This window comes from Myxococcus sp. AB025B (assembly GCF_006518215.1).
Classification (GTDB): Bacteria; Myxococcota; Myxococcia; order Myxococcales; family Myxococcaceae; genus Myxococcus; species Myxococcus fulvus.
Genome location: NZ_SRLW01000026.1, coordinates 1 through 25,363, shown reverse-complemented (window position 1 = coordinate 25,363; position 25,363 = coordinate 1). Strand labels below are relative to the sequence as shown.

General features: G+C 69.4%; 13 protein-coding genes and 1 pseudogene. 9 read left to right on the top strand and 5 right to left on the bottom strand.

Features of this window, described 5'->3' with window-relative positions; all coding sequences use genetic code 11:
• Positions 1–132 precede the first annotated feature (132 nt).
• From FL311_RS06595 to FL311_RS06580, 4 genes are all read left to right on the top strand, one after another.
• Positions 133–1,566 carry a TolC family protein gene (locus FL311_RS06595; protein WP_141324088.1) on the top strand — a complete coding sequence of 478 codons (1,434 nt, stop codon included), beginning with the start codon at positions 133–135 and terminating at the stop codon, positions 1,564–1,566.
• 5 nt (positions 1,567–1,571) lie between these two features.
• Entirely contained in the window at positions 1,572–2,771 is a 1,200-nt protein-coding gene (locus FL311_RS06590; protein WP_141324087.1) for an efflux RND transporter periplasmic adaptor subunit, read from the top strand.
• Positions 2,768–5,896 (top strand): efflux RND transporter permease subunit, encoded by a 3,129-nt coding sequence (locus FL311_RS06585; RefSeq protein ID WP_141324086.1) that lies wholly within the window; start codon positions 2,768–2,770, stop codon positions 5,894–5,896. Before FL311_RS06590 ends, FL311_RS06585 begins: the two co-directional genes overlap by 4 nt.
• Before the next feature lie 600 nt (positions 5,897–6,496).
• Complete coding sequence (locus FL311_RS06580) at positions 6,497–7,021, top strand: DUF2267 domain-containing protein (RefSeq protein ID WP_228556709.1); 525 nt, start codon at positions 6,497–6,499, stop codon at positions 7,019–7,021.
• 60 nt (positions 7,022–7,081) lie between these two features.
• On the opposite strand, the gene FL311_RS06575 is transcribed toward FL311_RS06580, so the two are convergent.
• The 3 genes from FL311_RS06575 to FL311_RS06565 form a co-directional block, all read right to left on the bottom strand.
• On the bottom strand, positions 7,082–8,827 hold the full coding sequence (locus FL311_RS06575) for an LVIVD repeat-containing protein (protein ID WP_141324085.1): 1,746 nt from the start codon (positions 8,825–8,827) through the stop codon (positions 7,082–7,084).
• 188 nt (positions 8,828–9,015) lie between these two features.
• Positions 9,016–10,581: an LVIVD repeat-containing protein gene (locus FL311_RS06570; protein WP_228556708.1), complete on the bottom strand. Its 1,566-nt coding sequence runs from the start codon at positions 10,579–10,581 to the stop codon at positions 9,016–9,018.
• Positions 10,582–10,961: 380 nt separating this feature from the next.
• Complete coding sequence (locus FL311_RS06565) at positions 10,962–11,510, bottom strand: glutathione peroxidase (RefSeq protein ID WP_141324083.1); 549 nt, start codon at positions 11,508–11,510, stop codon at positions 10,962–10,964.
• Between the two features lie 214 nt (positions 11,511–11,724).
• On the opposite strand from FL311_RS06565, the gene FL311_RS06560 reads away from it, so the two are divergent.
• The 5 genes from FL311_RS06560 (at position 11,725) to FL311_RS06540 (ending at position 23,107) form a co-directional block, all read left to right on the top strand.
• On the top strand, positions 11,725–13,686 hold the full coding sequence (locus FL311_RS06560; protein WP_194869087.1) for a glycoside hydrolase family 5 protein: 1,962 nt from the start codon (positions 11,725–11,727) through the stop codon (positions 13,684–13,686).
• A 155-nt stretch (positions 13,687–13,841) separates the two neighbouring features.
• Entirely contained in the window at positions 13,842–15,206 is a 1,365-nt protein-coding gene (locus FL311_RS06555; RefSeq protein ID WP_194869086.1) for a PQQ-dependent sugar dehydrogenase, read from the top strand.
• A 354-nt stretch (positions 15,207–15,560) separates the two neighbouring features.
• Positions 15,561–16,937, top strand: coding sequence for an amidohydrolase family protein (locus FL311_RS06550; RefSeq protein WP_141324080.1), 1,377 nt, complete (start codon positions 15,561–15,563; stop codon positions 16,935–16,937).
• Positions 16,938–16,955: 18 nt separating this feature from the next.
• Positions 16,956–17,498, top strand: a complete 543-nt coding sequence (locus FL311_RS06545) for a GNAT family N-acetyltransferase (protein ID WP_141324079.1) — start codon at positions 16,956–16,958, stop codon at positions 17,496–17,498.
• 416 nt (positions 17,499–17,914) lie between these two features.
• Positions 17,915–23,107 carry an AAA domain-containing protein gene (locus tag FL311_RS06540; RefSeq protein ID WP_194869085.1) on the top strand — a complete coding sequence of 1,731 codons (5,193 nt, stop codon included), beginning with the start codon at positions 17,915–17,917 and terminating at the stop codon, positions 23,105–23,107.
• Here FL311_RS06540 and FL311_RS06535 read toward each other — a convergent pair.
• The gene (locus FL311_RS06535) at positions 22,988–24,679 is read right to left on the bottom strand and encodes an AarF/ABC1/UbiB kinase family protein (protein WP_141324077.1); all 1,692 of its coding nucleotides are present in this window, start codon (positions 24,677–24,679) and stop codon (positions 22,988–22,990) included. The genes FL311_RS06540 and FL311_RS06535 overlap by 120 nt on opposite strands.
• Before the next feature lie 152 nt (positions 24,680–24,831).
• A pseudogene (locus FL311_RS06530) lies at positions 24,832–25,224 on the bottom strand (Na+/H+ antiporter NhaA); the annotation flags it as partial.
• Positions 25,225–25,363: the final 139 nt, after the last annotated feature.

Sequence of the window (25,363 nt, the reverse complement as noted above, 5' to 3'; positions counted from 1 at the left end):
ATCCGGAACTCCCCCTTAGACCGCCGTGCTGGCATCGTCCAGCAGCCCACTCCGCCGGGTTCGCCGTTTCGCTCGTCGGGCCCCAGCACGCACACCCCGCACTCCGTCGGCCCGAGCCTCGACTTCCCGCTCATGTCCACTGTCCGAACCGCCCTCGTCGCGCCCCTGTGTGCCTGGATGGTGCTCGCCCCCTCCCAGTCCCAGGCGCTCCAGAGCGACGCTCCCGTGGCTCCCACTCCCTCGCGCGAGGCTGCGGATTCCGCACCCGGGGCTGCGAAAACCGCACCGGCCGCTGCGGATTCCGCACCCGCGGACGCCACCCCCGCGGGCGCTGCGCTGACGTTCGAGCAGGCGGTGGCGATGGCGGCCGAGCGCAACGAGTCCGCGCTCGCCGCCCAGCAGCGCGCCAATGCCGCCCAGGCCCGGGTGTCGCGGGCCCGCGCGTTCTTCTTCCCGGAGCTGACGGCCACGGGCACGTACACGCGCCGCCCCAACCAGACGACGCGCGAGGTCGGCGGACAGCAGGTCATCATCCAGCGCTACAACGCCTTCGGCGCGAACATCGTCGCGCGGATGACGCTCTTCGACGCACGCGGCTTCCCGCTGTACCGCGCCGCGAAGCGCGAGAGCGAGGCCGCGGGCATGGAGTCGGTGGAGGCCCGGCGTCAGGTCTCGTTCGAGGCCGCCAACGCCTTCCTCATCACGCTGCAGGAGCAGCAGGTCTTCCAGGCCGCCGAGCAGCGCATCGCCTTCGCCCGCCAGTCGCTCGCGGACGCGCAGGCCCGCGCCAAGGGAGGGCTCGCCAGCACCAACGACGTCACCCGCGCCGAGGTGGAGGTGGCCACCGCGGAGGTGGAGCTCATCAGCGCCCGGAACCTGGCGCAGACGAGCCGCCTGGAGCTCGGCTTCCTGCTGGTGGACCCGGTGGAGGGCGCGCTCGCGGCGCCCCAGCAGCTGCTCGACGACGCGGCCCGCCCGCTGGACACGCACGACGGCATCATCCCCGGCGCGGTGGAGCGGCGCCCGGACATCCTCGCCGGCCAGCTGCGCGTGGAGTCGCTGGAGGCCAACGCGTGGGAGCCGCTCGCGCGGCTGTTGCCCGCGCTCGGCGTGTCCGCGACGTACCGGCTCACCAACGAGCAGGGCCTCGCGGGCCGCACGGGCGATGGCTTCCTGGCCGCGGACCTCACGTGGAACCTGTTCGACGGCGGCGAGCGGTACGCGGAGCGCCACGAGCGGGTGGCCCTGGCGCGCGCCGCCAGGCTGGAGCTGGAGCAGGGCACGCGCCGCGTGGACGTGGACATCCAGCGGGCGCGGGTGGCCCTGGAGAACGCGCGGGCGGCGCTCACGCAGAGCGAGCTGGCGACGCGCGCGGCGAAGCAGAACGCCGAGGAGCAGGGCATCCTCTACCGCCAGGGGTTGTCCACGGCGTTGACGCTGGCGGACGCCTCGCTGCGGCTGTTCGAGGCGGAGGTGGCCCTGGCCCGGAGCCGGTACTCGCTGGGCGTCGCCCTGCTGGGCTTGAGGGCGGCAGTCGGACTCGATCCTTTGGGGAAGGAACCGTGAAGGTGATGCGACGCGCAGGAACGCTGACCTTGGCCGTGGCGATGCTCGCCATGGGGGCATGCAAGAAGGACGCGGAGGCGTCGAGGGGCGAGGCCCCCGCGGCGGGCGGAAAGGCGGGCGGTCGCCCCGGCGCTGGCGGTGGTCGGGGCCCCATCCAGTTCCCCGTCGAGGTCGCCCCCGTGGAGGCCCGCGACGTCGAGTACGTGGTGAACGCGGTGGGCTCCGTGGAGGCCTTCGAGCGGGTGCAGATCACCGCCCGCGTGGCGGGCGCCGTGGAGCGCGTGCTCTTCATGGAGGGGCAGGCGGTGAAGAAGGGGGACGTGCTCGCCGAGATCGAGCCCGCCCGCTATGCCATCGCCGTGCGCGCGGCCGAGGCCTCGCTCGCCAAGGCCCGCGCCTCGTTGGTGGAGGCCCAGGCCGGCGCCGAGCGTCGCACCGCCGTCAACGAGGCCAGCCCCGGCCTGTTGCCCGCGGAGCAGCTGGAGACCTTCCAGGCACGCGCGCGCACCGCGGAGGCGGACGTGGCCTCCGCGCGGGCCCTGCTGGACCAGGCGCAGCTCAACCAGCGCGACGCCTATGTCCGAGCGCCCATGGACGGCGTGCTCCAGACGCGCACGGTGCAGACGGGGCAGTACGTGCAGCCCGGCCTGGTGCTGGCGACGCTCCTGCGCCGGGACCCGCTGCTGCTGCGCTTCACGGTGCCGGAGGCGGACGTGGCGCGCATCAAGCCGGGGCTCCCGGCGCGCTTCACGGTGCGCTCGGAGAGTGGCTCGTTCACCGCGAGAATCACCCACGTGGCGCAGGCCGCGGACGAGGCCAACCGCCTGGTGCCGGTGACGGCCGAGGTGTCCGCCGAGGATGCGGCGAAGCTCAGGCCCGGTGCGTTCGCGTCGGTGGTGGTGCCGGTGGAGACGCGCGGCGGCAGCCCGGTGGTGCCGCAGACGGCGGTGCGCGCCAGCGAGCGGGGCTTCCTGGCCTTCGTGGTGGACGGCGAGAAGGCGCGCGAGCGGGTGCTGGAGCTGGGCATGCGCACGGCGGACGGACGGGTGGAGGTCCGCGAGGGGCTCAAGGCGGGTGAGACGCTGGTCATCCGCGGCGGCGAGGCCCTGCGTGATGGCGTGACGGTGAGGGTGGTGCAGGAGAAGAAGCCCACCCTGACGGCGGAGCCGCGCGCGGAGGACGGCGGCCAGGGAGCGCGGCGATGAACCTGACGGAAGCGTGCATCAAGAAGCCCGTCCTGGCGTGGATGATCATGGCGGCCACCATCGTCTTCGGACTGGTGGCGGCGCAGCGCATCGGCATCAGCCAGTTCCCGGACGTCGACTTCCCCACCATCAACATCAGCGTGACGTGGGAGGGCGCCAACCCCGAGGCCGTTGAGACGGACGTCATCGAGCCCATCGAGGAGGCGGTGACGCAGGTGGAGGGCGTCACCAGCATCACCTCCAGCGCGCGCCAGGGCGGCGCCAACATCACGGTGGAGCTGGACCTGTCGCGCAACGTGGACATGGCGCTGCAGGAGGTCCAGACGAAGATCAGCCAGGCGCAGCGCCAGCTTCCCGAGGACATCGACCCGCCCATCGTCACCAAGACGAACCCAGAGGACCAGCCCATCATCCAGGTGGGGGTGTCCGGGCCCTTCTCCCAGCAGGTGGTGAGCGACTTCGCCCGCTACCGCGTGAAGGAGAAGCTGCAGACGGTGCCGGGCGTGGGCGAGGTCTCCGTCGGTGGCTCGCTGGACCGCAACGTCCGCATCTGGGTGGACTCCGCCAGGCTGGACGCGCTCGGGCTGACGGTGACGGACCTCACCTCCGCGCTCCAGCGTGAGCACGTGGAGCTGCCCGCGGGGCGCATCGAGGCGGAGGGGCGCGAGGTCAACGTGCGCGTGCTCGGCGAGGCGCTGGACCTGGAGACGCTGCGCGACATCGTCGTGCGCGAGCAGGGTGGCCAGCCGGTGTACCTGCGCGACGTGGCGCTGGTGGAGGACGGCTTCGAGGACGTGCGGCGCATGGCGCGCGTCAACGGCACGCCCGCGCAGGGCCTGGGCATCCGCAAGCAGCGCGGCGCCAACGCGGTGTCCGTGGCCCAGGGCGTGCGTGAGGCGCTGGCCCGCATCCAGAAGGAGGCTCCCGAGGGGATGGACGTGGCCATCCGCTTCGACACCACGCAGTACATCGAGGAGAGCGTCCACGAGATCGAGTTCGAGCTGGTGCTGGCCTGCATCCTCACGGCCTTCGTCTGCTGGCTCTTCCTGGGCTCGCTGTCGAGCACGATGAACGTGGTGCTGGCCATCCCCATGTCGCTGCTGGGGACGGTGGCCGTCATCTACTTCCTGGGCTTCACGCTCAACACCTTCACGCTCTTGGGCCTGGCGCTGGCGGTGGGCATCGTGGTGGACGACGCCATCATGGTGCTGGAGAACATCTTCCGGCACTCAGAGGAGGGGAAGGACCGGGTGAGCGCGGCGCGCGAGGGCACCGCGGAGATCACCTTCGCGGCGCTCGCGGCCACCGCGGCCGTCATCGCCATCTTCCTGCCCGTCGTGTTCATGAAGGGCGTCATCGGCAAGTTCTTCCTCCAGTTCGGCGTCACGCTGTGCGTGGCGGTGATGCTGTCGTACGTGGAGGCGATCACGCTGGCGCCGGCCCGCTGCGCGCAGCTCCTGAAGACGTCCCGCGAGGGGCGCAGCAAGGTCGGCGTGTGGGTGGACAAGGCCTTCACGAAGCTGGAGCACACCTATGGCCGGGCGCTCGGGTGGGCGCTGGTGCGGCCGTGGCGGGTGCTGGCCGGGGCGCTGGTCATCCTGGTGGTGAGCGTGTTCGCCTTCCGCGCGCTGCCCGGTGAGTTCGTGCCGTCGCAGGACCAGAGCCGGCTGATGGTCCGCATGCAGACGGCGGTGGGCAGCAGCATCGAGGAGACCAACCAGCTCTTCCAGAAGGCGGAGGCGTTCGCCGCCTCCAGGCCGGAGGTGCTGAGCATCTTCGCGCTGGTGGGCGGAGGCAGCGGCAACGTGAGCTCGGGCTTCATGATGCTCACGCTCAGGCCGCCCGACGAGCGCATGTCGCAGTCGGAGTTCCAGCAGATCCTCCGCAAGGAGCTCAACGGCTACCCGGGCCTGCGCGCGGTGGTGCAGGACCTGTCGCAGCAGGGCTTCTCCGCGCAGCGTGGCTTCCCGGTGGAGTTCAGCGTGCGCGGCTCGGACTGGGACGAGCTGGTCAAGGCCAGCCAGGAGATGCGCGAGAAGATCCAGGCCAGCGGCAAGGTGGTGGACGTGGACACCGACTACCAGCTCGGAATGCCGGAGCTGCGCATCACCCCGGACCGGGCTCGCGCGGCGGACCTGGGCGTGCCGATGCAGACGGTGGCGACGACCATCAACGCGCTGGTGGGCGGCGTGCGCGTGGGCAAGTACAGCACGGGCGGGCGGCGCATCGACGTGCGCCTGCGCCTGCTCGCGGGGCAGCGCTCGCGTCCGGAGGACCTGGCGCTGCTCAAGGTGCGCACGGCCAGCGGCGCCCTGGTGCCGCTGTCGGCGCTGGTGTCGCAGGAGGAGCGCCCGGCGCTGCAGGCCATCACCCGCCGGGACCGCGAGCGCGCCATCAGCATCTTCGCCAACGTGGCGCCGGGCTCCAATCAGGAGGAGGCGCTGGCCACGGTGGAGCAGCTGGCGAAGGACCTGCCGGGCGGAGTGCGCGTGGTGCCGGGCGGCGCGAGCGTGGCGTTCCGCGACTCGATGGGCAGCCTGTTCTTCGCGCTCTTCCTGGGGATTGGCGTCGCGTACATGGTGCTGGGGGCGCAGTTCAACTCGTTCCTGCATCCGGTCACCGTGCTGACCATCCTCCCGCTGTCGGTGGCGGGCGCGGCCTTCGCGTTGTTGGGCACGGGCAGCACGCTGAACATCTTCAGCATGATTGGTCTGTTGCTGTTGATGGGCATCGTGAAGAAGAACTCCATCATCCTGGTGGACTACGCGCTCCAGCAGCGGGAGCTGGGGCTGGGCGCGGTGGAGGCGATGCAGCGCGCGGGGCCGGTGCGCCTGCGTCCCATCCTGATGACGTCCACGGCGACGATGATGGCGGCGGTGCCGGCGGCGCTGGCGCTGGGCGCGGGAAGCGAGACGCGCGCGCCCATGTCCATCGCGGTGCTGGGGGGGCTGTCGGTCTCCACGGTGCTGAGCCTGGTGGTGGTGCCCGCCTTCTACGTGGTCGCCGACCGCATGAAGACGCGGCTCGCCCACTGGCGCGGCAAGCGTCCGGACGACGAGGAGGGCAGCCCCGCCGCCCACGGTCGTCCGAGCGGCGATGAGCCTCGCCCCGCGGCGCACGGCTGAGCTTGGCTGAGCTGACGACGCGGGCCGGCTCCGGAGCTCACCGGTGCCGGCCCGCGGCTTTTCAGGCGGAGGGCTCGCGAGCATCTCCTCCGTCGGAGACGCGAGGGGTGCACCTGACCCAGGGTGTCTGATTTGTGCTGGGTCATCGACTCCTGGAGGATGTGTGGAGCCCGGTCATCCTTTGCTCGGACACCCCCACGAATGGAGATCCACCATGAAGTGCTTGATGCCGTGGTTGATGGCGCTCGCTGTCAGTCTGAGCCTGGGTTGTGGAGGCGGAGCCACCGACGTGGCCGACGAGCGAGCGATGGCCAACGTCCTGGAGTGCAGCCCCGGGCTGCCCAGCTGTGAGGACGTCCGACAGATGGGCTGCCCCGAGCCTGGGATCACGCCCTGCTGCCATGAGTGGTCGTACGACAGCTTCTGTGTGTGCGAACGGCTCCAGGGTTCCCCCAGTTGTGGGGGCATGCCCCTTCGGCCCGAGTCGCCGTCGGCACACTGAGCCTTCCCGGGCAGACGAGAGGCCGGACGTCGCGCCGTCGCGATGCCCGGCGGGTCGAGGAGGAGGCCCGTGGCCCCTCGCTGAAGGCCGCCGGCGCCGTGAACACCGTGACTGGCACGCCCGTGAAGCGCGCGTGTGTCCACGGCGAGCAAGGAGACGACCCCATGGCGCAGGAGACGGAGCTTCCTCCTAACATCATCCCGGTGAAGGAGCGCGACGAGTCGCTGGACCTCCAGGCGTTCCTGGACGAAATCGGCAACAGCCAGGAGGTCCGCGTCAACAAGCTGGACGGCCGCGCCGCCGCTCACGCCGTGCTGTGCACGCTGGCGCGCAGGCTGTCGGACGGTGAGGACGTGAAGCTGATGCGCGCGCTCGGCGACGACATCGGCGAGCTCATCGGCGAGTGCACCATCCTGCGCGGCCCCTCGCACGCGAAGCGCATGAAGCGCGAGGAGTTCATCTCCGACGTGGCGGACCACCTGGGCATCAAGGTGGACCAGGCGTTCCGCGTGATGACGGTGGTGTTCACCGCCGTGAGGGACCGCATCCCCGAGGACGAGGTGGCCGCGGTGGCCTCGCAGCTCCCCGCGGACCTGGCCGACAGCTTCCGCCGGCCGGTGTAGCTCCGCCGCGGGCCCGGCCCCGGAGCGCCTTTCCCGGCGCCGGGCCCCCTCCATTCGGGGCTACAGCTCGTTGACGATGATGAGCCCGCGCGTCCCGTCCACGACGTACACGTAGCCGTCGCCGGGGATGCGCACGCCGAAGGCGCCCTCGAGGCTGCCGGCCCTTCGGCCCGGGTCATCCTCTCGGAACGTATTGAAGTGGGCGACCTGACGAGGCTGGGTGGGATGGGAGACATCCAGCACGCGCAGGCCCTCCTGGTACCAGGCGACATAGAGCCGGTTGCCACGCAGCAGCATGTTGTGGATGGACGTGGGCGGCCGCATCCGGAACGTGCCGATGAGCGGGATGTTCGTCGGGTCCGTCACGTCGAGCACGCGCACGTGGGTGCCAGGGCCCTCGCCGCCCTCGAAGGCGATGGTCCTGCCCGCGAACGTGCCCACCGCGCTGTGGTGCGCATACACGAAGCTCCCGGGCGGCGTGTAGTTGCCGAGGTGCACGACGTTGTCCAGGTCCGTGATGTCCATGATGGAGTAGCCCGAGTCCGCGTTGCTCACGTAGAGCCGGTTCTCGTACACGAAGACATCATGCGGACCGCCGCTGAAGCCTCCGGGCGTCGGCGTGACGAGCTGGAGCAGGGCGGGCGCGAGCGGCGTGGTGACGTCATAGACGTAGGTGGCCACGCCCGCGCTGTTGGCGTAGAGGCGGTCGCCGTCGACGAGCACGGTGTGGACGTGGGCCGGGCCCTCGGCGCGGCGGACGAAGACGGGATTGGCCGGGTCCGTGATGTCGAAGACGACGAGCCCCGACGAATCACTGGCGATGTAGAGCGCGTCATCCTTCGCCCAGACGCCGTTCCACGCGCCATCCCCGGGGATGTTGATCGTCTTGACGAGCGTGGGGTTCGTCCGGTCCCTCACGTCGAACACGGAGAGTCCACCCAGCCGAGGGGCTCGCTCCAGCGAGACGACGTAGGCGTGCTTCTTGGTGACGTAGACGTCCACGGGCAGCCCGAGGGGCGTGGAGGCCTCGCCCACGCGCGCGAGCCCACCGGAGGACTCGCCCTCGCCGGGGGCCCAGGTCATCCGGTAGGCCTCGAAGGTGCCGAGCGTCTTGGTGTAGCCGCTGATGGGGCTGTCGGTGCACGACACGTAGCAGCCGGTGATGATGCCCGGCGCGGGGACATGGCAGCCGGCGAACGCGGTGGTGGTGACATGGTCGCCCGAGGGGGTCCGGAGGGTGCGGCGGCCCGCGACGAAGAACGTGCCGCCCTCCGTCACGCGGGCCAGCAGGGGCGCGTTGCTCATCGAGTCCGCGGACCCATCCAGGCTGAGCTGGAAGGCGCTGCTCCCGTTGCCGACAGCGGTGGAGTTGGGGCGGCCCGGGCGGACGCGCAGCTCCGAGCGGGTGGTGAGCTGATAGATGCCCTTGCCTTCGATTCCGGAGAGCTGTTCGGTGGAGCAGCTCGACACGTCGAAGGTCGACAGGCTCTGGCAGAGCTGCGGGTCCAGGTTCTCGGCTTCGAGGAACTGGCACGTGTCGTAGCGGCCCTTGTCGATCCAATCGCCCCGGTCCTGCAGCACGGTGTACGTGCCGTCCCACGGCGGCGGTCCGCTGTCGGGCGTGCCCGCATCCTCGGGAGGTGGACCAGCGTCGGGTGTGCCCGCGTCCTCGGGAGGCGGTCCGCCGTCCTGTGTCCCCGAGTCGGGAAGCGTGCCCGCGTCCTTGCCGGAGTCAGAGTCTCCGCAGGCGATGAGGAGTGGGAGGAGGACACAGAGGAAGCGCCATGGGGACGGGGATGTCGTCATGAAAGGCCTCGGGAAGACCACCCGGCAGGAGCGGATGGTGCCTCCTGGAATGGCGAGGCGCGCTCCTGGCGCCAATGCGCGCTCCCGATACTTGCCGGATGACGACGGAATCGCGGCCACGTGCCGTGAACGCCGCGCGCTGGACCCGCCGGGCCGTGTCCTTGCAATGACACGGCCCGGGGCCGGCGCTACAGCTCGTTGACGATGATGAGGCCGCGGGACGAGTCGACGAGGTACACGAAGCCGTCCCCGGGGATGCGCACACCGAAGGCACCCTCGAAGATGCCGTTGCCTCGCCGCGGGTCGGTCTCCCGGTAGGTGTTGAAGTGGGCGAGCTGCCGGGGCTGCGTGGGATGGGAGACGTCCAGCACGCGCAGGCCCTCCTGGTACCAAGCGACGTAGAGCAGGTTCCCGCGGAGCAGCAGGTTGTGCATGGACGTGAGGGGGCGCATGCGGAACGTGCCGATGAGCGGGATGTTCGTCGGGTCCGTCACGTCGAGCACCCGTACGTGGCTGGCCGTGAACTCGCCGCCCACGAAGGCGAGGGTGCGCCCCGCGAAGGTGCCCACCGCGTTGTGGTGGGAGAAGATGCCGAAGAAGCCCGGCTGCAGGTAGTCACCGAGGTGCCGGACGTCGTCCAGGTCGGAGATGTCCATGATGTGGAAGCCGGTCGTATCGTTGCTGATGTAGAGCCGGTCGCCGTGCACGAAGACGTCATGTGGACCGCCGGTGTAGCCCTCGGGCGACCACGTGATGAGCTGGAGCAGCGCCGGAGCGAGGGGCGAGGCGATGTCGTAGACGAAGGTGCCCGTGCCGGGTGAGTTGGCGAAGAGCCGCTCCCCCTCGACGAGCACGGTGTGCACGGCGTCAGGGCCCTCGCCGTGGCGGACGAAGACGGGATTGGCCGGGTCCGTGATGTCGAAGACGATGAGCCCCGAGCTGTCGCTGGCGACGTAGAGCGCGTCACCCTTCGCCCAGACCCCGTTCCACGCGCCATCTCCGGCGAGGGTGACCGTCTTGACGAGCGTGGGGGTCGTCCGGTCCTTCACGTCGAACACGGAGAGGCCACCGAGCATGGGCCCAGTGCTCACCGACACGACGTAGGCGTGTTCCTTGGCGACGTAGACGTCCACGGGCATGCCGACGGTCGTGGAGGCCTCCGCCACGAGCGCCAGCCCGCCGGAGGCCTCGTTCTCGCCGGGAGCCCAGGCCATCCGCTCGGTCCTGAAGGTGCCGACCGACTTGTTGAAGCCGTACATCGGATGGCTGTTGCAGGACACGTAGCAGCCGGTGATGACGCCAGGAGAGAGGACGTGGCAGCCGGCGAGCGCGGTGGTGGTGACGCTGTCTCCCCAGGGGCTTCGGGAGGTCCTCCTCGCCGCGAGGAAGAACGTGCCGCCTTCCGTGACGCGGGCGATGAGCGGCGCGGGGCCGTACGCGTCCTGGGTGCCGTCCGCGCTGAGCCGCAGGCCGGAGAAGGAGTTGCTGACGAAGTCCGACGGAGGCCTGGTCGAGGTGTAGGACGCTTCCTGGCGGAGGTTGAGCTGGAAGATGCCCTGGTTCTCCACGCCGGAGAGCTGCTCGGTGGAGCAGCTCGACAGGTCGAAGGCCGCGATGTGCTCACACCGCTGCGGGTCCAGGTCCTCGGGCGTGACGAACTGGCATGTGTCATGGCGACCGGTGTCGATCCAATCACCCCGGTCCTCGAGCGCGGTGTACGTCCCGTCCCAGGGAGGACGGCCTGCATCGGGCATCCCCGCGTCGGGCGTCCCCGCGTCCTCGGGAGGCGGGCCGCTGTCCGTTGTGCCCGCGTCAGTACCCGAGTCCGGGATCGATCCCGCATCGTCTCCCGAAGGGGAGTCGTCACAGGCGGACAGCAGCAGGAGCAAGAGGGGGATGCAGCGCCAGGGTCCCAACGGATGTCGCGATGACTTCATGGAGCGCCTCGGGAGCCCCCCGCGACATTGCGGGCGGCCTTCCCGGATAGGCGAGTGTGGGCTCCTGGTTCCATCGTGGGTTGCCGCTGTTTTCGGACAGCGGACAGCGGCAACCCTGACTCGGGTCCTGGCGGACCTGTCGCGCGCGGCGCCTACGGCGCATCGAGGATGATGCGTCCGCGGGACGCTCCTGCGCGTCAGGCGCCCTTGGCCAGCTCCGCGTCGATGGCCTGCACCAGGCGCGGGTCCTCCGCGGTGACGTCCGGGGCGAAGCGCGCGGCGACGCGGCCATCTCGGCCGATGACGAACTTCTCGAAGTTCCACTGGACCTCCGGGATGGGGTTCGCCTCGATGCCGTAGCCCTTGAGGCGCGCGCGCATCGGGCCCTCGCCGGTGGCGTCCGGGAACGCGCGGGTCAGCTCCTGGTAGAGCGGGTGCTTGTCCTCGCCGACGACGGAGATCTTGGAGAACAGCGGGAACTTCACCGCGTAGTTGAGGTCGCAGAACTGCTTGATCTCCTCCTCGGAGCCCGGCTCCTGGCCCATGAAGTTGTTCGCGGGGAAGCCCAGCACCTCGAGCCCCTTCGCGCGCTTCTCCTCGTAGAGCTTCTCCAGGCCCGCGTACTGCGGCGTCAGGCCGCACTTGGAGGCCACGTTCACCACCAACAGAACCTTGCCCTTGAACTGTCCCAGCGTGCTGGGGGCGCCATCGATGGACTTCACGGGGATGTCGAAGAGGTTGCTCATGTTCGGCTCGCTTCCGGAGAAAAGTGGGGGAGGGGTTCCCGGGTGGGAAGGCCCACGAGGTATACAGGACGAAATCACCAGTTCCGGCAAGCAACATCCCTGGAGTCGGACCTGGGATTCAGACGGCCGGTCCACCAGTGGACGGGGCCTTCCGGGTCACCAGCCGCGGGGCGCGCGCCGTCGAGTGGGGGGATTCACCTCGCAAGGGAGTCGCATGTCTCCAATCAAGTCCGTCCTGTGGTCCTCCGTGTTGCTGTTGCTGCTGTCGCCGCTGTCCTCGAGCGCGCTCACCTTCGTGAACGCGGGCGCCTACACCTCGCCCAAGACGGCGGCGGTGGGACAGACGGTGGGCTTCACCCTCGTCCCCCAATCCCCGGAGGCCGTCTCCAACGTCACCTTCACGTTCCAGGTCCGTCCCTATTCGGCGGACGGCACCATCTCCCCCTCGGCCGTGTTCACCCACCAGGTGACGGGGCAGTCCTTCACCGCCGGGGAGCGGCGTCAGTACAAGGTCGCCTTCACCATTCCCTCGTCACTGACGACGGGCGAGTACGTCTGGACGACGCGCGCCACCAACGCCGCGGGCACCGCCGTCTACATGAACATCGCGCGCGTCGCCTCCAACTTCACGTTCCACGCGGACGCCGCGCCCGCGCGCAGCTATGTGAGGGGCGTCAACATCATGGACCTGGGCAATGCCGGCGGTGTGCTCCCGGGTGTCATGGGAACGAACTACCCCAAGCCGACGCTCGCGGGCCTGCAGCGCCTGAAGGCGCGCGGGCTCGACGTGGTGCGCATCCCGTTCCTGTGGGAGCGCATCCAGCCGGTGCTCGACGGCGCGCTGAACACCACGTACCAGAACTACCTGTTGGACACGCTGGAGTACGCGAACCAGGCGGGGCTGGGCGTCATCATCGACATGCACAACTACGCGCGCTACACGTCAGGCGGGGTGCAGCGTCCCTTCGGGGCCCCGGGCGCGCCGACGAAGGCGCAGTACGCGGATGCCTGGCGGAGGATCGCCACGGCCATCCGGAGCAACCCGTCGGCCTATGCGTCCATCTACGCGTACGACCTGATGAACGAGCCCTACAGCCTGCCGTATGACGAGGGGACGTACGCGAACCCGGTGACGTTCGCCTCGTTCGAGTCCGGTGTGGAGGGCTGGGCCCCCAGGTCCTCGGTGAACACGGCGGTGGCGCGGGTGGCGCGCAACGGGCAGGGCTCGCTGCGCATCACCACGCAGGCCACGTCGGGGAGCGGATTGGTGCTCGGCGCGGGGGTGTCCGCGTCGACGAAGCGCGCGGAGCTGGCCCAGGGGGCGACGTTCCAGGCGAAGGTCTTCGTGCCCACCACCACGCCGGGCAGCGTCCGGGTCCGGCTGGTGATGGTGGATGGCGCCTACAAGTACCAGCTGGGCGAGCCGTTCGCGGTGACGAAGGGCGTGGACACGCGCGCGTACTTCAAGCCGCCCGAGGCGGCGTGGAGCAACAACAAGAGCTTCTCCGTCGAGTTCATCGTGGACGGGAGCGACGGCAGCGCGCCGCTGGTGTTCTTCGTCGACCACGTGGCGCAGGGCGCGCAGAGCGGACAGCGCACGCCGCAGCAGGTCTGGGAGGACTACTCACAGGCGGCGGTGACGGCGCTGCGCGAGCTGGGGGAGTCGAAGCTCATCATGGTGGAGGGCTACGAGTATGCCTCCGCCGAGCAGTGGCCGAAGAACCACCCGACGAAGTGGGTGGACGACCCGCTGGACAACGTCATGTACCACGCGCACTTCTACTTCGACCGCAGCGGCAAGTACGAGGGGAGCCACGCTTCGCTGCTCGCCAGCGCGAAGAGCGCCGGCTACGCGACGGTGGGGCAGATGGGCATCGCGCGGATGAAGAACTTCACCGACTGGGTCCAGGCGCAGGGGACCCGGGGCTTCATCGGCGAGCTGGGCTGGCCGAACACGGTGCGGCGTCCGACGGAGGGCGCGGCGTGGAACGCGGACGGCGAGGAGCTGCTGTCGTTCCTGGACTCGGTGGGCATGGGCGTGACGATGTGGACCACCGGCACGTGGGAGAAGGCCTCCAACCCGAGCGTGAACATCAACACGCTGTATCAAATCGAGCCGTCGTTCCTGCCACTCTCGCAGGCCGAGGTGCTCGAGCGTCACCTGGGCAAGCCCTGAGCGATGAGAGCCGTGACACGGTGACTTTCCACCGTTGAATGTCCGGCCGGGCATGGCCGCGAACCGATTCGCGGCCTGCCCGCAACGAGACTTGCGCGCCCATGCGCACGGCGGCAACTTCCCCCTCGCACCATCCCCCCTCAGGAGAGAGACGCATGCGTTTCCTGTCGATGCCCCTCATCGTCGCCGCCCTCCTCGTTGGCTGCAGTGACGATCCAGATCCCACGCCGACACCTGACTCGGGCACGCCACAGCAGGACTCGGGCACTCCACGGCCCGACGCGGGCAATCCGCCGGAAGACGCGGGCACTCAGGAGCCCGACGCGGGCAATCCGCCGGAAGACGGGGGCACGCAGGAGCCGGACGCGGGGCCCCTGCCCAGCGGTCCTCCCGTTCCGCAGGGGCCGCCCAACGTGCCCGAGTTCCCTCCGGCCTTCCCTGGCCAGACGCGCGCTCCGGCGGTCCAGTCGCAGACGCAGTTCCAGATCACCGAGGTGGCGTCCGGCATCAGGAATCCCTGGGCCATCGCCTTCCTGCCCGATCAGCGCATGCTGGTGACGGAGAAGCCCACCGGGCGGCTCTACATCGTCACCCAGCAGGGCGAGAAGTCGGCCGCCGTCACGGGCCTGCCCGCGGTGGATGGCCGGAATCAGGGCGGTCTGCTCGACGTGGAGGTCGGCCCCGACTACGCGGAGAGCCGGCTCATCTACTGGACCTATTCCGAGCCACGGCAGGGCGGCAACGGGCTGGCGGTGGCGCGCGCGAAGCTGGTGGACGGCGCGCAGCCGGCGGTGGAGGACGTCCAGGTCATCTTCCGCATGATGCCCACGCTCGAGTCGACGCTGCATTCGGGCGGACGGCTGGTGTTCACGCCCGACGGCAAGCTGTTCGTCACGCTCGGAGAGCGCTCCATCATCGAGGGTCGCAAGCAGGCGCGGGACGTGAAGAGCCACTTCGGCAAGGTGGTCCGCATCAACCCGGATGGCTCCGTGCCGCAGGACAACCCCTACGTGAACACGCCGGAGGCGAAGCCGGAGATCTGGTCGGTGGGCCACCGCAACATCCTGTCGGCGGCGCTCGATGGGCAGAACCGCCTGTGGATCGTGGAGATGGGACCGCAGGGCGGTGACGAGCTGAACCGGCCCGAGGCGGGCAAGGACTACGGCTGGCCCACCATCGGGTACGGCGAGGAGTACTCGGGCGTGCCCATCCACGACAGCCCCGTGGGCGAAGGCATGGAGCAGCCCGTGTACTACTGGGACCCGGTGATTGCTCCCTCGGGCATGACCATCTACTCAGGGACGCTGTTCCCGGAGTGGCGCAACAACATCTTCGTGGGCGGGCTGGCGGCCCAGGCGCTGGTGCGGCTGATGGTTCGCAATGACCGCATCATCGGCGAGGAGCACCTGCTCAAGGGCCGCAACGAGCGCATCCGCGAGGTGGTGCAGGGCCCCGAGGGCGCGCTCTACCTGCTCACCGACGCGACCAACGGCAAGGTGCTCAAGCTCACGCCGCGCTGAGGGCTTTACCGTCCATGGTGGCAACCGCGCGTCCCGGGGGGAATCCCACCTCGGGGCGCGCGGTCGTTTGATGGAGGGTGAACGTGTCGAGCGTCTCGCAGGGCCGTGCGTCATGGACGTGACGCTGGTGGTGCCCTCGATGCTCACGAGCCCGCAGAGGCGCGCCCAGCCGTTCATCGGCCCACAGGAGCGCGTTCAGGGGGCGTCGCCTCGCGGAGCACTCGCTTGTCAGGGCGGGACCCCGAAGCCAGTGTGCCGCGCGCGATTCCCGTGAGGCGTCGATGGGCGAGGAGGAGTCCTCTCCGTGTTCGGCGCTTCGCGGTGCACCTCCACCTGTCACATCGAGGACTCGCCATGCGTTCGAGGTTGGGTCATGTCGTCCGCTGCATCCGCGCCGGGTCGAGCGCGGTGCTGTTGCTCCTGTCGAGCCTCGCGTCGGCGCAGCCTCCCGCGAGCGAGCCTCCCCGAGCGGTCCTCTTCCAGGGCGTGCGCGTGTTCGACGGCAAGTCGAAGGGGCTATCCGGGCCCGTCAACGTCCTGGTCCAGGGCAACAAGATCGCGCGCATCTCGAGCAGCCCCATCGCGCGCACGGGCGAGGTGCGAGTCATCGAGGGCAAGGGGCGCACGCTCATGCCGGGGCTCATCGACGCGCACTACCACATGATGATGGCCTCGGTGCCGCTGACCGTGGCGCTGGCGGGGCCGGAGGGCTACCTCACGTTGGTGGCCGCGCGTGAGGCGAAGGCGACGCTGATGCGAGGCTTCACCAGCGTGCGCGACATGGCCGGGCCGGTCTTCAGCATCAAGCGGGGCATCGATGACGGGCTCATCGAGGGCCCGCGCATCTGGCCCTCGGGTGCGATGATCTCGCAGACCAGCGGCCATGGGGACTACCGCCGGGCGGAGGCGCTCCCGCGGACGGCGATGTCCTCGCTGACGTTCGCGGAGCGCGTGGGCGGGGCGGCCATCGCGGACGGGCAGGACGAGGTCCTGCTCCGGGTCCGTGAGCAGCTGATGCTGGGGGCCTCGCAGATCAAGCTGGCGGCGGGGGGCGGTGTGTCCTCGGACCACGATCCGCTGGATGTGTCGCAATACACGGAAGCCGAGCTCCGGTCCGCCGTGGAGGCCGCGGAGAACTGGGGGACGTACGTGGCCGTGCATGCGTACACGCCGCGCGCCATCCAGACGGCCATCCGGGCGGGGGTGAAGGTCATCGACCACGGGCAGTTGATGGATGACGCCACCGCGAAGCTCATGGCGGAGAAGGGGGTCTGGCTGAGCCTGCAGCCGTTCCTCGACGACGAGGACGCGACGCCCTTTCCCGAGGGCTCGGACAATCGGGAGAAGCAGTTGGAGATGACACAAGGCACGGACAAGGCCTATGCGTTGGCGAAGAAGTACAAGCTGAAGACGGCGTGGGGGACGGACTCGCTGTTCGACCCGAAGGTGGCGGCGAGGCAGGGCGCGCAGCTGGTGAAGATGACGCGGTGGTACACGCCTGCGGAGGCCCTGCGGATGGCCACGGGCACCAACGCGGAGCTGCTGGCGCTGTCGGGCAAGCGCAGCCCCTACAAGGGTCGACTCGGCGTCGTCGAGGAGGGGGCGCTCGCGGACCTGTTGCTGGTGGACGGCGACCCGGTGGCCAACTTCGAGTTGATCGCCAACCCCGAGAAGAACTTCCTGGTCATCATGAAGGACGGGAAGATCTACAAGGACCTGCTCGGCCCGTGAGCTGTATAGAGGGCGACCATGACGACGTCCGATGCACCACGCTCGCCGCGAGTGAGCATCCGTCCCGCGACGCTGGCGGATGCCGCGACGCTGACGGAGCTCGGGGAGAGGACCTTCAGGGACACCTTCGCCGCCGAGAACACGCCGGAGAACGTGGAGGCGTTCCTGGCCTCGCACTACAGCCGTGCGATCCAGGAGGAGGAGCTGCGGGAGCCTCGCAACCTGTACCTGCTCGCGGAGGTCGACGGAGTCCCCGCGGGCTTCGCGCTCCTTTGCGACGGCGCCCGAGAGCCGAGTGTGCGGGCCGAGCGCCCGGTGAACCTGTCGCGCCTCTATGTCGACCGCGCCTTCCTTGGTGCGAAGGTGGGCGCCGCGCTCATGCGCCGCTGCCTGGATGATGCGAGGAGGCGGGGACACGACGTGTTGTGGCTCGGCGTGTGGGAACGCAACTCCCGCGCACGGGCCTTCTACGCGCGCTGGGGTTTCATCGAAGTGGGGGAGATGCGCTTCGTGCTCGGGACAGACCCGCAGCGCGACCTGGTGCTCGCCCTCGCGCTTTGAGCCGCGTCCGCAGGACCTCTCGCACGACTCGCTCCAGCGAGCGATGCAGGCGGTCGCCCTCGTGCAGGTGGCTGAGGATCTCGCGGCGCGTCAAGCGAGGGGCCGACGACGGCGTTTGCTGCCGGTCCCTGCCGAACGGCCTCGGGTCATCCATACCTCTGGAGTGGTATTCCGGCCCCTCCCGCCACCGACTACTTTCAGTAAATCAAGGAAGCGCGGGAAGCGCTCCGAGTGATGGCTGTGTATTGGCGCCTGACCGTGAATGGCAGTCGATGTCCACCCATGGTGGCGAGAGAGACTCGGTATCGTGTCGCGGGGGGGGCCGGCGTTGTCATGTCGGTCGCGGCGGGACAGGATGAATGAGGTGTCCATGCCTGCCCATGCGGCGTTGGCCATGGGTTCACCGAGGGGGGCACATGCTGGATCCAGAATCTCTTCGTGTCGCGCATGAGCGGACCACGAGAGTCTTTCGGTATCTCCAGGCGCTGAACCGTCATCGAAACCCCGCTCCGCGCCAGCTTCGGGATCAACCGTGGAGCCTGAGCCTCGCGACGCTGCCCGCGCATCCCTCCATCCTGTTCGTGCGCGATGCGAGCGCCGCGAGTGAGGGGGCTGAAGGGACGGAGGGCTCCGACGCGGACCTCATCCTCCGGGTGCGCCGCCCGCTGCTGGTGCCTCCCCCAGCTCCGCCTCCTCCTCTCGCGGAGTGGCTGACCACGCCCTGGGATGACCCACTCGTGGAGCCCGGGACGGCGGCGTCTCGCGACGAAGTGGATGACCAGGGCGCCACGCGAAGGGTGTCGTTCGACGAGCGTCCCGAGCGCGTCGAGGCCCTTGCGAGCTGGATGCCCCGTCACGCGGCCTGGGCGAGTGAGGAGCGGCAGGCGCGCGCGGCGCTGAGGATCTTCGAGCAGCTCTATGAGCTTCATGGTCGACTCGAACGAGAGGGAGAGCGGCTCGAGTTGCTGGTCGCCGATGGCATCCTGAGCTGGCGCCAGACGACGGGCGGATTGTTCCATCCCGTGCTGCTCCAGCGCGTCCAGTTGCGGTTCAACTCCCGGGTACCCGAGTTCACGGTCTCCGACAGCGGGCGTGGCGTCGACCTCTACTCGGAGCTGTTCAGCCACCTGGAGGAACTCGACGGGAGGATTCTGGCGAGGTGTCGCGAGGAGCTCCAGGCCGGCGGGGTGAAGCCCCTGGGCGGCGAGCAGACCTCGAGCTTCTTGCGACGTCTGCTCATCCAACTGTCCGCGCGCGGGGAGCTACTCGAGCATGGCCGGCCGAGCGAAGACGCCGACCCGCCGCGCATGGGGCGAGAGCCCGTGCTGTTGCTCCGCAGCCGTAGCCTCGGTTTCGCCAGAGCCCTCGAGGGCATCCTGGAATCCCTTGAGAAGCGCCCGGACCTGCCGTCCGCGCTGGCCCGGGTGGTGGGCTGTGACGTGCCGAGCCCGCGCGAGGAGGCGGGCTCCAAGGGAACCCGAGGCCACGCTGGCGAGGTCGTGGATGTCCTGCTGAGCAAACAAGCCAACGCGGAGCAGGAGGAGATTGCCAGCCGGCTTGCTCGGAACGGCTGTGTCCTCGTCCAGGGGCCTCCGGGGACAGGGAAGACCCACACCATCGCGAACCTGATTGGTCATCTGCTCGCCGAGGGCAAGAGTGTCCTGGTGACAAGCCATACCACCAAGGCGCTGCGGGTGCTTCGAGGCCAGGTGGTGCCGGAGCTCCAGCCGCTGTGTGTGAGCGTCCTCGACAACGACCTCGACAGCCGAGCCCAGCTCGAAGGCGCTGTCTCCGCGATGGCGGAGCGATTGTCCGTGAGCAATGGCACGCGGCTGGACAGGGAGGCCTCCTCCATCGCGGAGCATCGCGAGCGGCTGAAGGATGAGCTTCAGCAGGCCCGACAGGAGCTGCTCCAGGCACTCTCCGACGAGTATCGAGACGTGGTGGTGGCGGGGCAGAGCTGGTCTCCCTCGGAGGCGGCCCGACGGGTCGCGGCCGAGCCGACGCAGCACCTCTGGCTGCCGGGGCCGGTGATGCTCGGTGCCGCGCTTCCCCTATCGGAGGACGAGGTCCGGGAGCTGTATCGCGGCAACGCCGTTCTGACGCCTCAACACGAGACGGAGCTGGCGTGTCCACTCCCGAGGCTCGACGAGGTCATGTCCCCTGGGGAGCTTGGGGGATTGCTGGAGAAGCGGAAGTCGCTCCGGGTGGAGGCGGAGGGCGCTCTTCCCAATCTCTGGCAGGGGCCTGCCCGGGCGGAGGACTCCGTGGACCTGACGGAGCTGGCCAGACGCTGCCTTCGCGCCTTCGACCCATTCGAGGACGGTCTGCCCTGGAAGCTCGCGGCGGTGTCAGCGGGTCTGGCGGGGGACCGGGAGGCGGCTCCCTGGCGGTCCCTCATCGACGCCATCTCCGACGTGCGTGCCATGGAACTGGCGACCCGGGAGTCCTTGTTCCAGCATGCCCCTGTTCCAGCACAGGATCTGTCCATGGACGAGCAGCTCTCCGTGCTCGCGGAGCTCCAGCGGCACCTCGAGGCGGGAGGGACGCTGGGGGCGTTCACGCTGCTCACGCGCTCCTCGTGGAAGCGAGTGATTCGGGGCTGCCGGGTCGAGGCGGGAGCGCCTCGGGAGCTGGCCCACTTCGCGGCGCTCTCCGCGTGCCTCTCGCTCCGCAAGCAGCGGCAGGTGCTGGCGCGGCGCTGGGATGGTCAGATGGCCGCGTTGGGCGCGCCGCTTTCGTCCGAGCTGGGAGAAGCGCTGGAGGAGCGGCTGCTCGAGTTTCGCGATGAACTCGGCCGGTGCCTGGACTGGGCGGAGTCGGTCTGGCGTCCGTTGGACAAGGCGCTGAGCACGAGCGGGATGCGCTGGAAGGAGCGGTTGGACGCGGAGCCCATCAATCCAGCGCCCCATGGGATGTTCCAGCGGCGGCGCGACGCATTGGTACGGGGCATCGCGCCTGCCCTGCGTGCACGGGCACGTGAAATCGAACTGGAACGGGTCCGCGAGAAGCTGCGACAGGCTCGGGCCCGGCTCGAGGCGTGGGGTGGAATCTCCGCGGGTTCCGTCATCGTCCGGAGCCTCGCGAAGGCGCTGGAAGCGCGGGATGGCGAACTCTACGCTCGCGCGTTCGTGGGGCTCACGGAGATCCTGGAGAAGCGGCGGGCACTCACGCGACGACAGGAGCTGCTCACGAGGCTGAAGGCGGCCGCCCCGGGTTGGGCCTCCGCCATTCGCGAGCGTCGGGGCGTCCACGCGCGGGAGCGGCCCCCGGGAGCCCCCCAGGCCGCGTGGTGCTGGCGGCAGCTTCACGACGAGCTCGAGCGCCGCGGCGGCGTGCAGCTGGCCAGCCTCCAGTCGCGCATCGAGGTGCTCTCGGAGGAGCTGCGCAAGTGCACCGCGAAGCTCATCGAGCGTCGTGCCTGGGCCTCCCAGGCCCATCGGACGACGTTGGGGCAACAGCAGGCGCTGGTGGGCTGGTTGGACATCCAGCGGCGCATCGGGAAGGGGACGGGAGTCCGGGCGCCTCGCTTGCGTGCGCAGGCGGCGCGGCTGATGAGCGAGTGTCAGCGAGCCGTGCCGGTGTGGATCATGCCGCTCACGCAGGTGGTGGAGAACTTCACGGCGGCGACCCGGTTCGATGTCGTCATCATCGACGAGGCGAGCCAGTGCGATGCGATGGGGCTCATCTCCCTGTACCTGGCGGACCGCGCGGTGGTCGTGGGAGACCACGAGCAGGTGAGCCCCTCGGCGGTGGGGCAGAACGTGGGCATGGTCGAGCAGCTCATCGCCGAGCACCTCGCCGGAATCCCCAACGCCGTGCTCTATGACGGGAAGATGTCGGTCTACGACCTGGCCCGGCAATCCTTCAGCGGCATGGTGTGCCTGCTGGAGCACTTCCGCTGCGTCCCGGACATCATCGAGTTCAGCAATCAGCTGTCCTACGAGGGGCGCATCAAGCCGCTTCGGGAGGCGGCGAGCGCCAAGGGACTTGCTCCCTTGAACATCCATCGGGTCGAGGGGCATGCCCAGGCGAAGGTCAACGAGCGGGAGGCCATCGCGGTGGCCTCCCTCATCGCCGCCGCCGTGGAGCACCCCGCCTATGCGGGGCGCACCTTCGGCGTCATCTCGCTCGTCGGAGAGGAACAGGCGTTGAAGGTGGATTCATTGCTTCAGGCGCACCTGTCTCCGGCCGAGTACGAGCGACGGCGCGTGTTGTGTGGAAGCGCCGCCCAGTTCCAGGGGGACGAGCGGGACGTGATGTTCCTGTCCATGGTGGACAGCCCCGATGGGGACGGCCCCCTGAGTCGACGGGAGACGCAGGACTTCAAGCAGCGCTTCAACGTCGCGGTGAGCCGGGCCCGGGACCAGCTCTGGGTCGTGCACTCGCTCAATCCCTCCATCGACCTGCAACCCGGGGATTTGAGGCGCAGGCTGTTGGAGCATTGCGCGCAGCCGCAGGGGGTCGAGCGGGCGCTCCTGCGTGCCGAGCCCAAGACGGAGTCTCCCTTCGAGAAGGAGGTGCTCGCGCTCCTGGTCCGCGCGGGCTATCGGGTGACGCCGCAGTGGCGCGTGGGTCACTACCGCATCGACCTGGTGGTCGAAGGGGGAGGGCGCCGGCTGGCGGTGGAGTGTGATGGAGATCGCTACCATCCCCTCGAGAAGCTCCCGGATGACATGGCACGTCAGGCGCTGCTCGAGCGGCTCGGGTGGCGGTTCGTGAGGATTCGAGGCAGCGCGTTCTTCCGGGACCCCGAGGCCGCGATGCGACCGGTCTTCGCGAGGCTGAAGGAACTGGAGATTCCTCCAGAGGGAGCTCCACCGGAGGAGGTCGCTCCGGTCGAGGACGCCCTGCGCGCGGAGCTCGTGCGCCGCGCCGAGGCCATTGCACGGGAGTGGGAGGCCTCACCCGAGCGCTTCCGGGCTCCGAAAGAGGCGCGCGCCTCCCGTGTCGGACGCCCGCCTCGCGGTGGTGCGCCGCTCAAGAAGAGGAGCGAGGCCCCTCCAGAAGAAGAGGTGCCCGACCAGATTCCGACGCTCCTGCCGCTCGAGGTACCACTCCCCGCGGCGCAAGTTGTCACTCCCCGGCAGCCCAGGGTGGGGAGCTTGGGGGCGGTGCCGCGAGAACAGGACAAGCCCCTCGCCGAGAAGGATCCGCTCCCCGCCGCTTTACGGCGCCTGCTGACGCCTCAAGACTTCCTGTGCCAGTCGTGTCGGGGAGAGCGACGGCTCTGGATCGGAGAGCGGGGGCCCTTCCTCAAGTGCGCGGCCCAGAAGTGCTTGAAGACGGAGAGCGTGAGGTTCGAAGTCCTGGTGCTCGCGCTGGAGCTGCGGGCGCGATGCTCGTGTGGTGCGTTCCTCCACGTCGCCCGAGGAGTGGGAGGCGCACCACGACTGGAATGCACCGGGGCGGGGTGCTCCAAGCGCTGGCCATGGCGGCAGTTCCGCGATCAACTTCGGGGCCGCAAGATGGATGAGCCCGCGCCAGTGCTACTTCCGCTTCGGCCCCTTCAAGTACTTGCTCAGCCGGACCTTGCCGAGCCCACGACCACCGAACAGATACCAGGTGATGGCCGCGCCAAAGAGCGCCGCGGCCAGGGCGATGCCTAGGGCCCCGAGCACCGGGATGTTCCCGTACATCCACGGCTTGGGCGCGAAGGAGATGAACGCCCCCACGATGAGGCCGCAGGCGCACAACCCCATGAACATGATGACCGACGCGCTGCGCAGGTTCTCGTTCAGCTTCTCGAACTGGTCCGCGCGCACCGTCACCGTGAACTTGCCCGACTCCATGTCCAACAGGATCTGCGACAGCTGCGTGGGCAGGTCCGCCGCCATCGACTGGATGCGCAGGAGCGTGCGCATCAGCCCGCCCTGCAACTGCATCGGGTCATACCGCCCCGCGAGCAGCTCCTTCGCGTACGGCAGCACCACCTCGACGATGTTCATCTCCGGGTACAGGCTGCGCAGCATGCCCTCCGTGGACACCGACGCGCGGCTGAGCAGCGCGTACTCCTTCGGGATCCGGATGCGGTACTTCACCGCCAGATCCAGCAAGTCCCTCAGCAGCGAGCGCGTGTCCACCTGACCCAGCGTCGTGGGCAGGTGCTGCCCCAGGATGCTCTCGATGTCGTTGCGGAAGCCCACCAGGTTCGCCCGCGCGTCCGGCACGCCCACCCGGTAGAGGATGCGCGCCACCGAGTCGCTGTCCTTCAGCGCCACCGCCAGGCACAGCATCACCAGCGTCTCCTGCATCGGCCGCGTCAGCCGTCCCACCACGCCGAAGTCCAGCAGCGCCAGCCTGTTGCCCTCCAGCAGCAACACGTTCCCCGGATGCGGGTCGCCGTGGAAGAGCCCGTCGTCGAAGAGCTGCCGGAAGCTCGCCTCCAGGATGTGGTTGGCGATGGTCTTCCGGTCCTCGTCCGACAGCTCCGCCTGGCTGATCTTCACCCCCCGGATGAACTCCAGCGTCAGCACCGTCCGGCTCGACAGCGCCGCGTAGACGCGCGGAATCTTCATGTACGCGCGCTCCCGGTGGTTCTCCAGGAACGCGCGGACGTTGGCGGCCTCGTTGATGAAGTCGAGCTCCTCGTGGATGGCCCGGTCGAACTCGTCGACGATGCCCGTGGGCGTGTAGATGCCCGTCTCCTCCACCACGGCTTCCAAGAGGCGCGCCAGGTTGCGCAGCACCACCAGATCTGAGTCGATGCTCGCGGCGATGCCCGGCCGCTGCACCTTCACCACCACCTCGTCGCCCTCCAGCGTCACCGCCCGGTGCACCTGGGCGATCGACGCCGCCGCCAGCGGCGCCTCGTCGATGTGCTTGAACAGCTCTCGCGCATCCTTGCCCAGCGACTCGCGAATCTGCGCGTGCACCTGCTCGAGTGGAATCGGCTCCACGTTGTCCTGCAGCAGCGCCAGCTCGTCCACGAACTCCGCGGGCAGCAGGTCCGCTCGCGTGGAGAGCACCTGGCCCAGCTTCACGAAGGTGGGGCCCAGGTCGTTGAGCAGCATCCGGAAGCGCCGGGCGGTGGAGGCACGCTGGGCCTCCGGCGAGACCTCGACCTTCTCCTGCCGCCCGAGGATGCGCCACAGCCCCGCGCGCTCCAGCACCTCGCCGAAGCCATGACGGGCCGCGATGACCGTAATCTGCCGCACACGGTTCAGGTCCTGGAGGTTCACGGAAACGCATTCTCCTCGCGACGACGTTAGACCGCGACCGCCGGCTTCGCCACGAAGCGCAGCAGGACATACCCCACCAGCGCCGACAGCAGCGAGCCCACCACGATGCCCAGCTTCGCTTCGTTCAGCACCGCGGGCTGGTCCCCGAAGGCCACCATGCCGCCCAGGGCCGCGATGAGCGGGAGCACGGCGCGGGCCGGCGAGCTGAGCTCCCCGGCGCTCAGCTCGCGCTTGACCTCCATGCCGACGAGGAAGAAGAACAGCGTCATCAGCCCGTCGTTGATGAGCTGGCGGACGGTGAAGGTCGCGTGGTGGGTGCTCGCCGCCCCGAAGGACAGCCGGGCGTCGAAGAGGCCCTCATAGGACGCGGCCCACGGCGAGTTGGCCCAGGCCATGGCGAGCACGGCGCACAGGGCCAGCAGGATGCCGCTGCTGGTCTGGAGCTGGAAGAAGGCCCGGAGCGGAGCAATCGCCACCCGGAAGAGCGCGGGTACGGGCGTTGGGCTGCGTGTCCTGGGGGCGGTCGAGGGAGGAGGCGACTCCATGGCGGCGCGGAAGATGCACTCGCCCATGGAAGGCCGCATCCGTTTTCGCGACGGCGCGAGCGGAAATGTCGGTGGTGGATGATAGGGAAACCGGGCGGGTAGGGTCAGCGGTTCGTTGATCCAGGGGTGGGGGCATGAG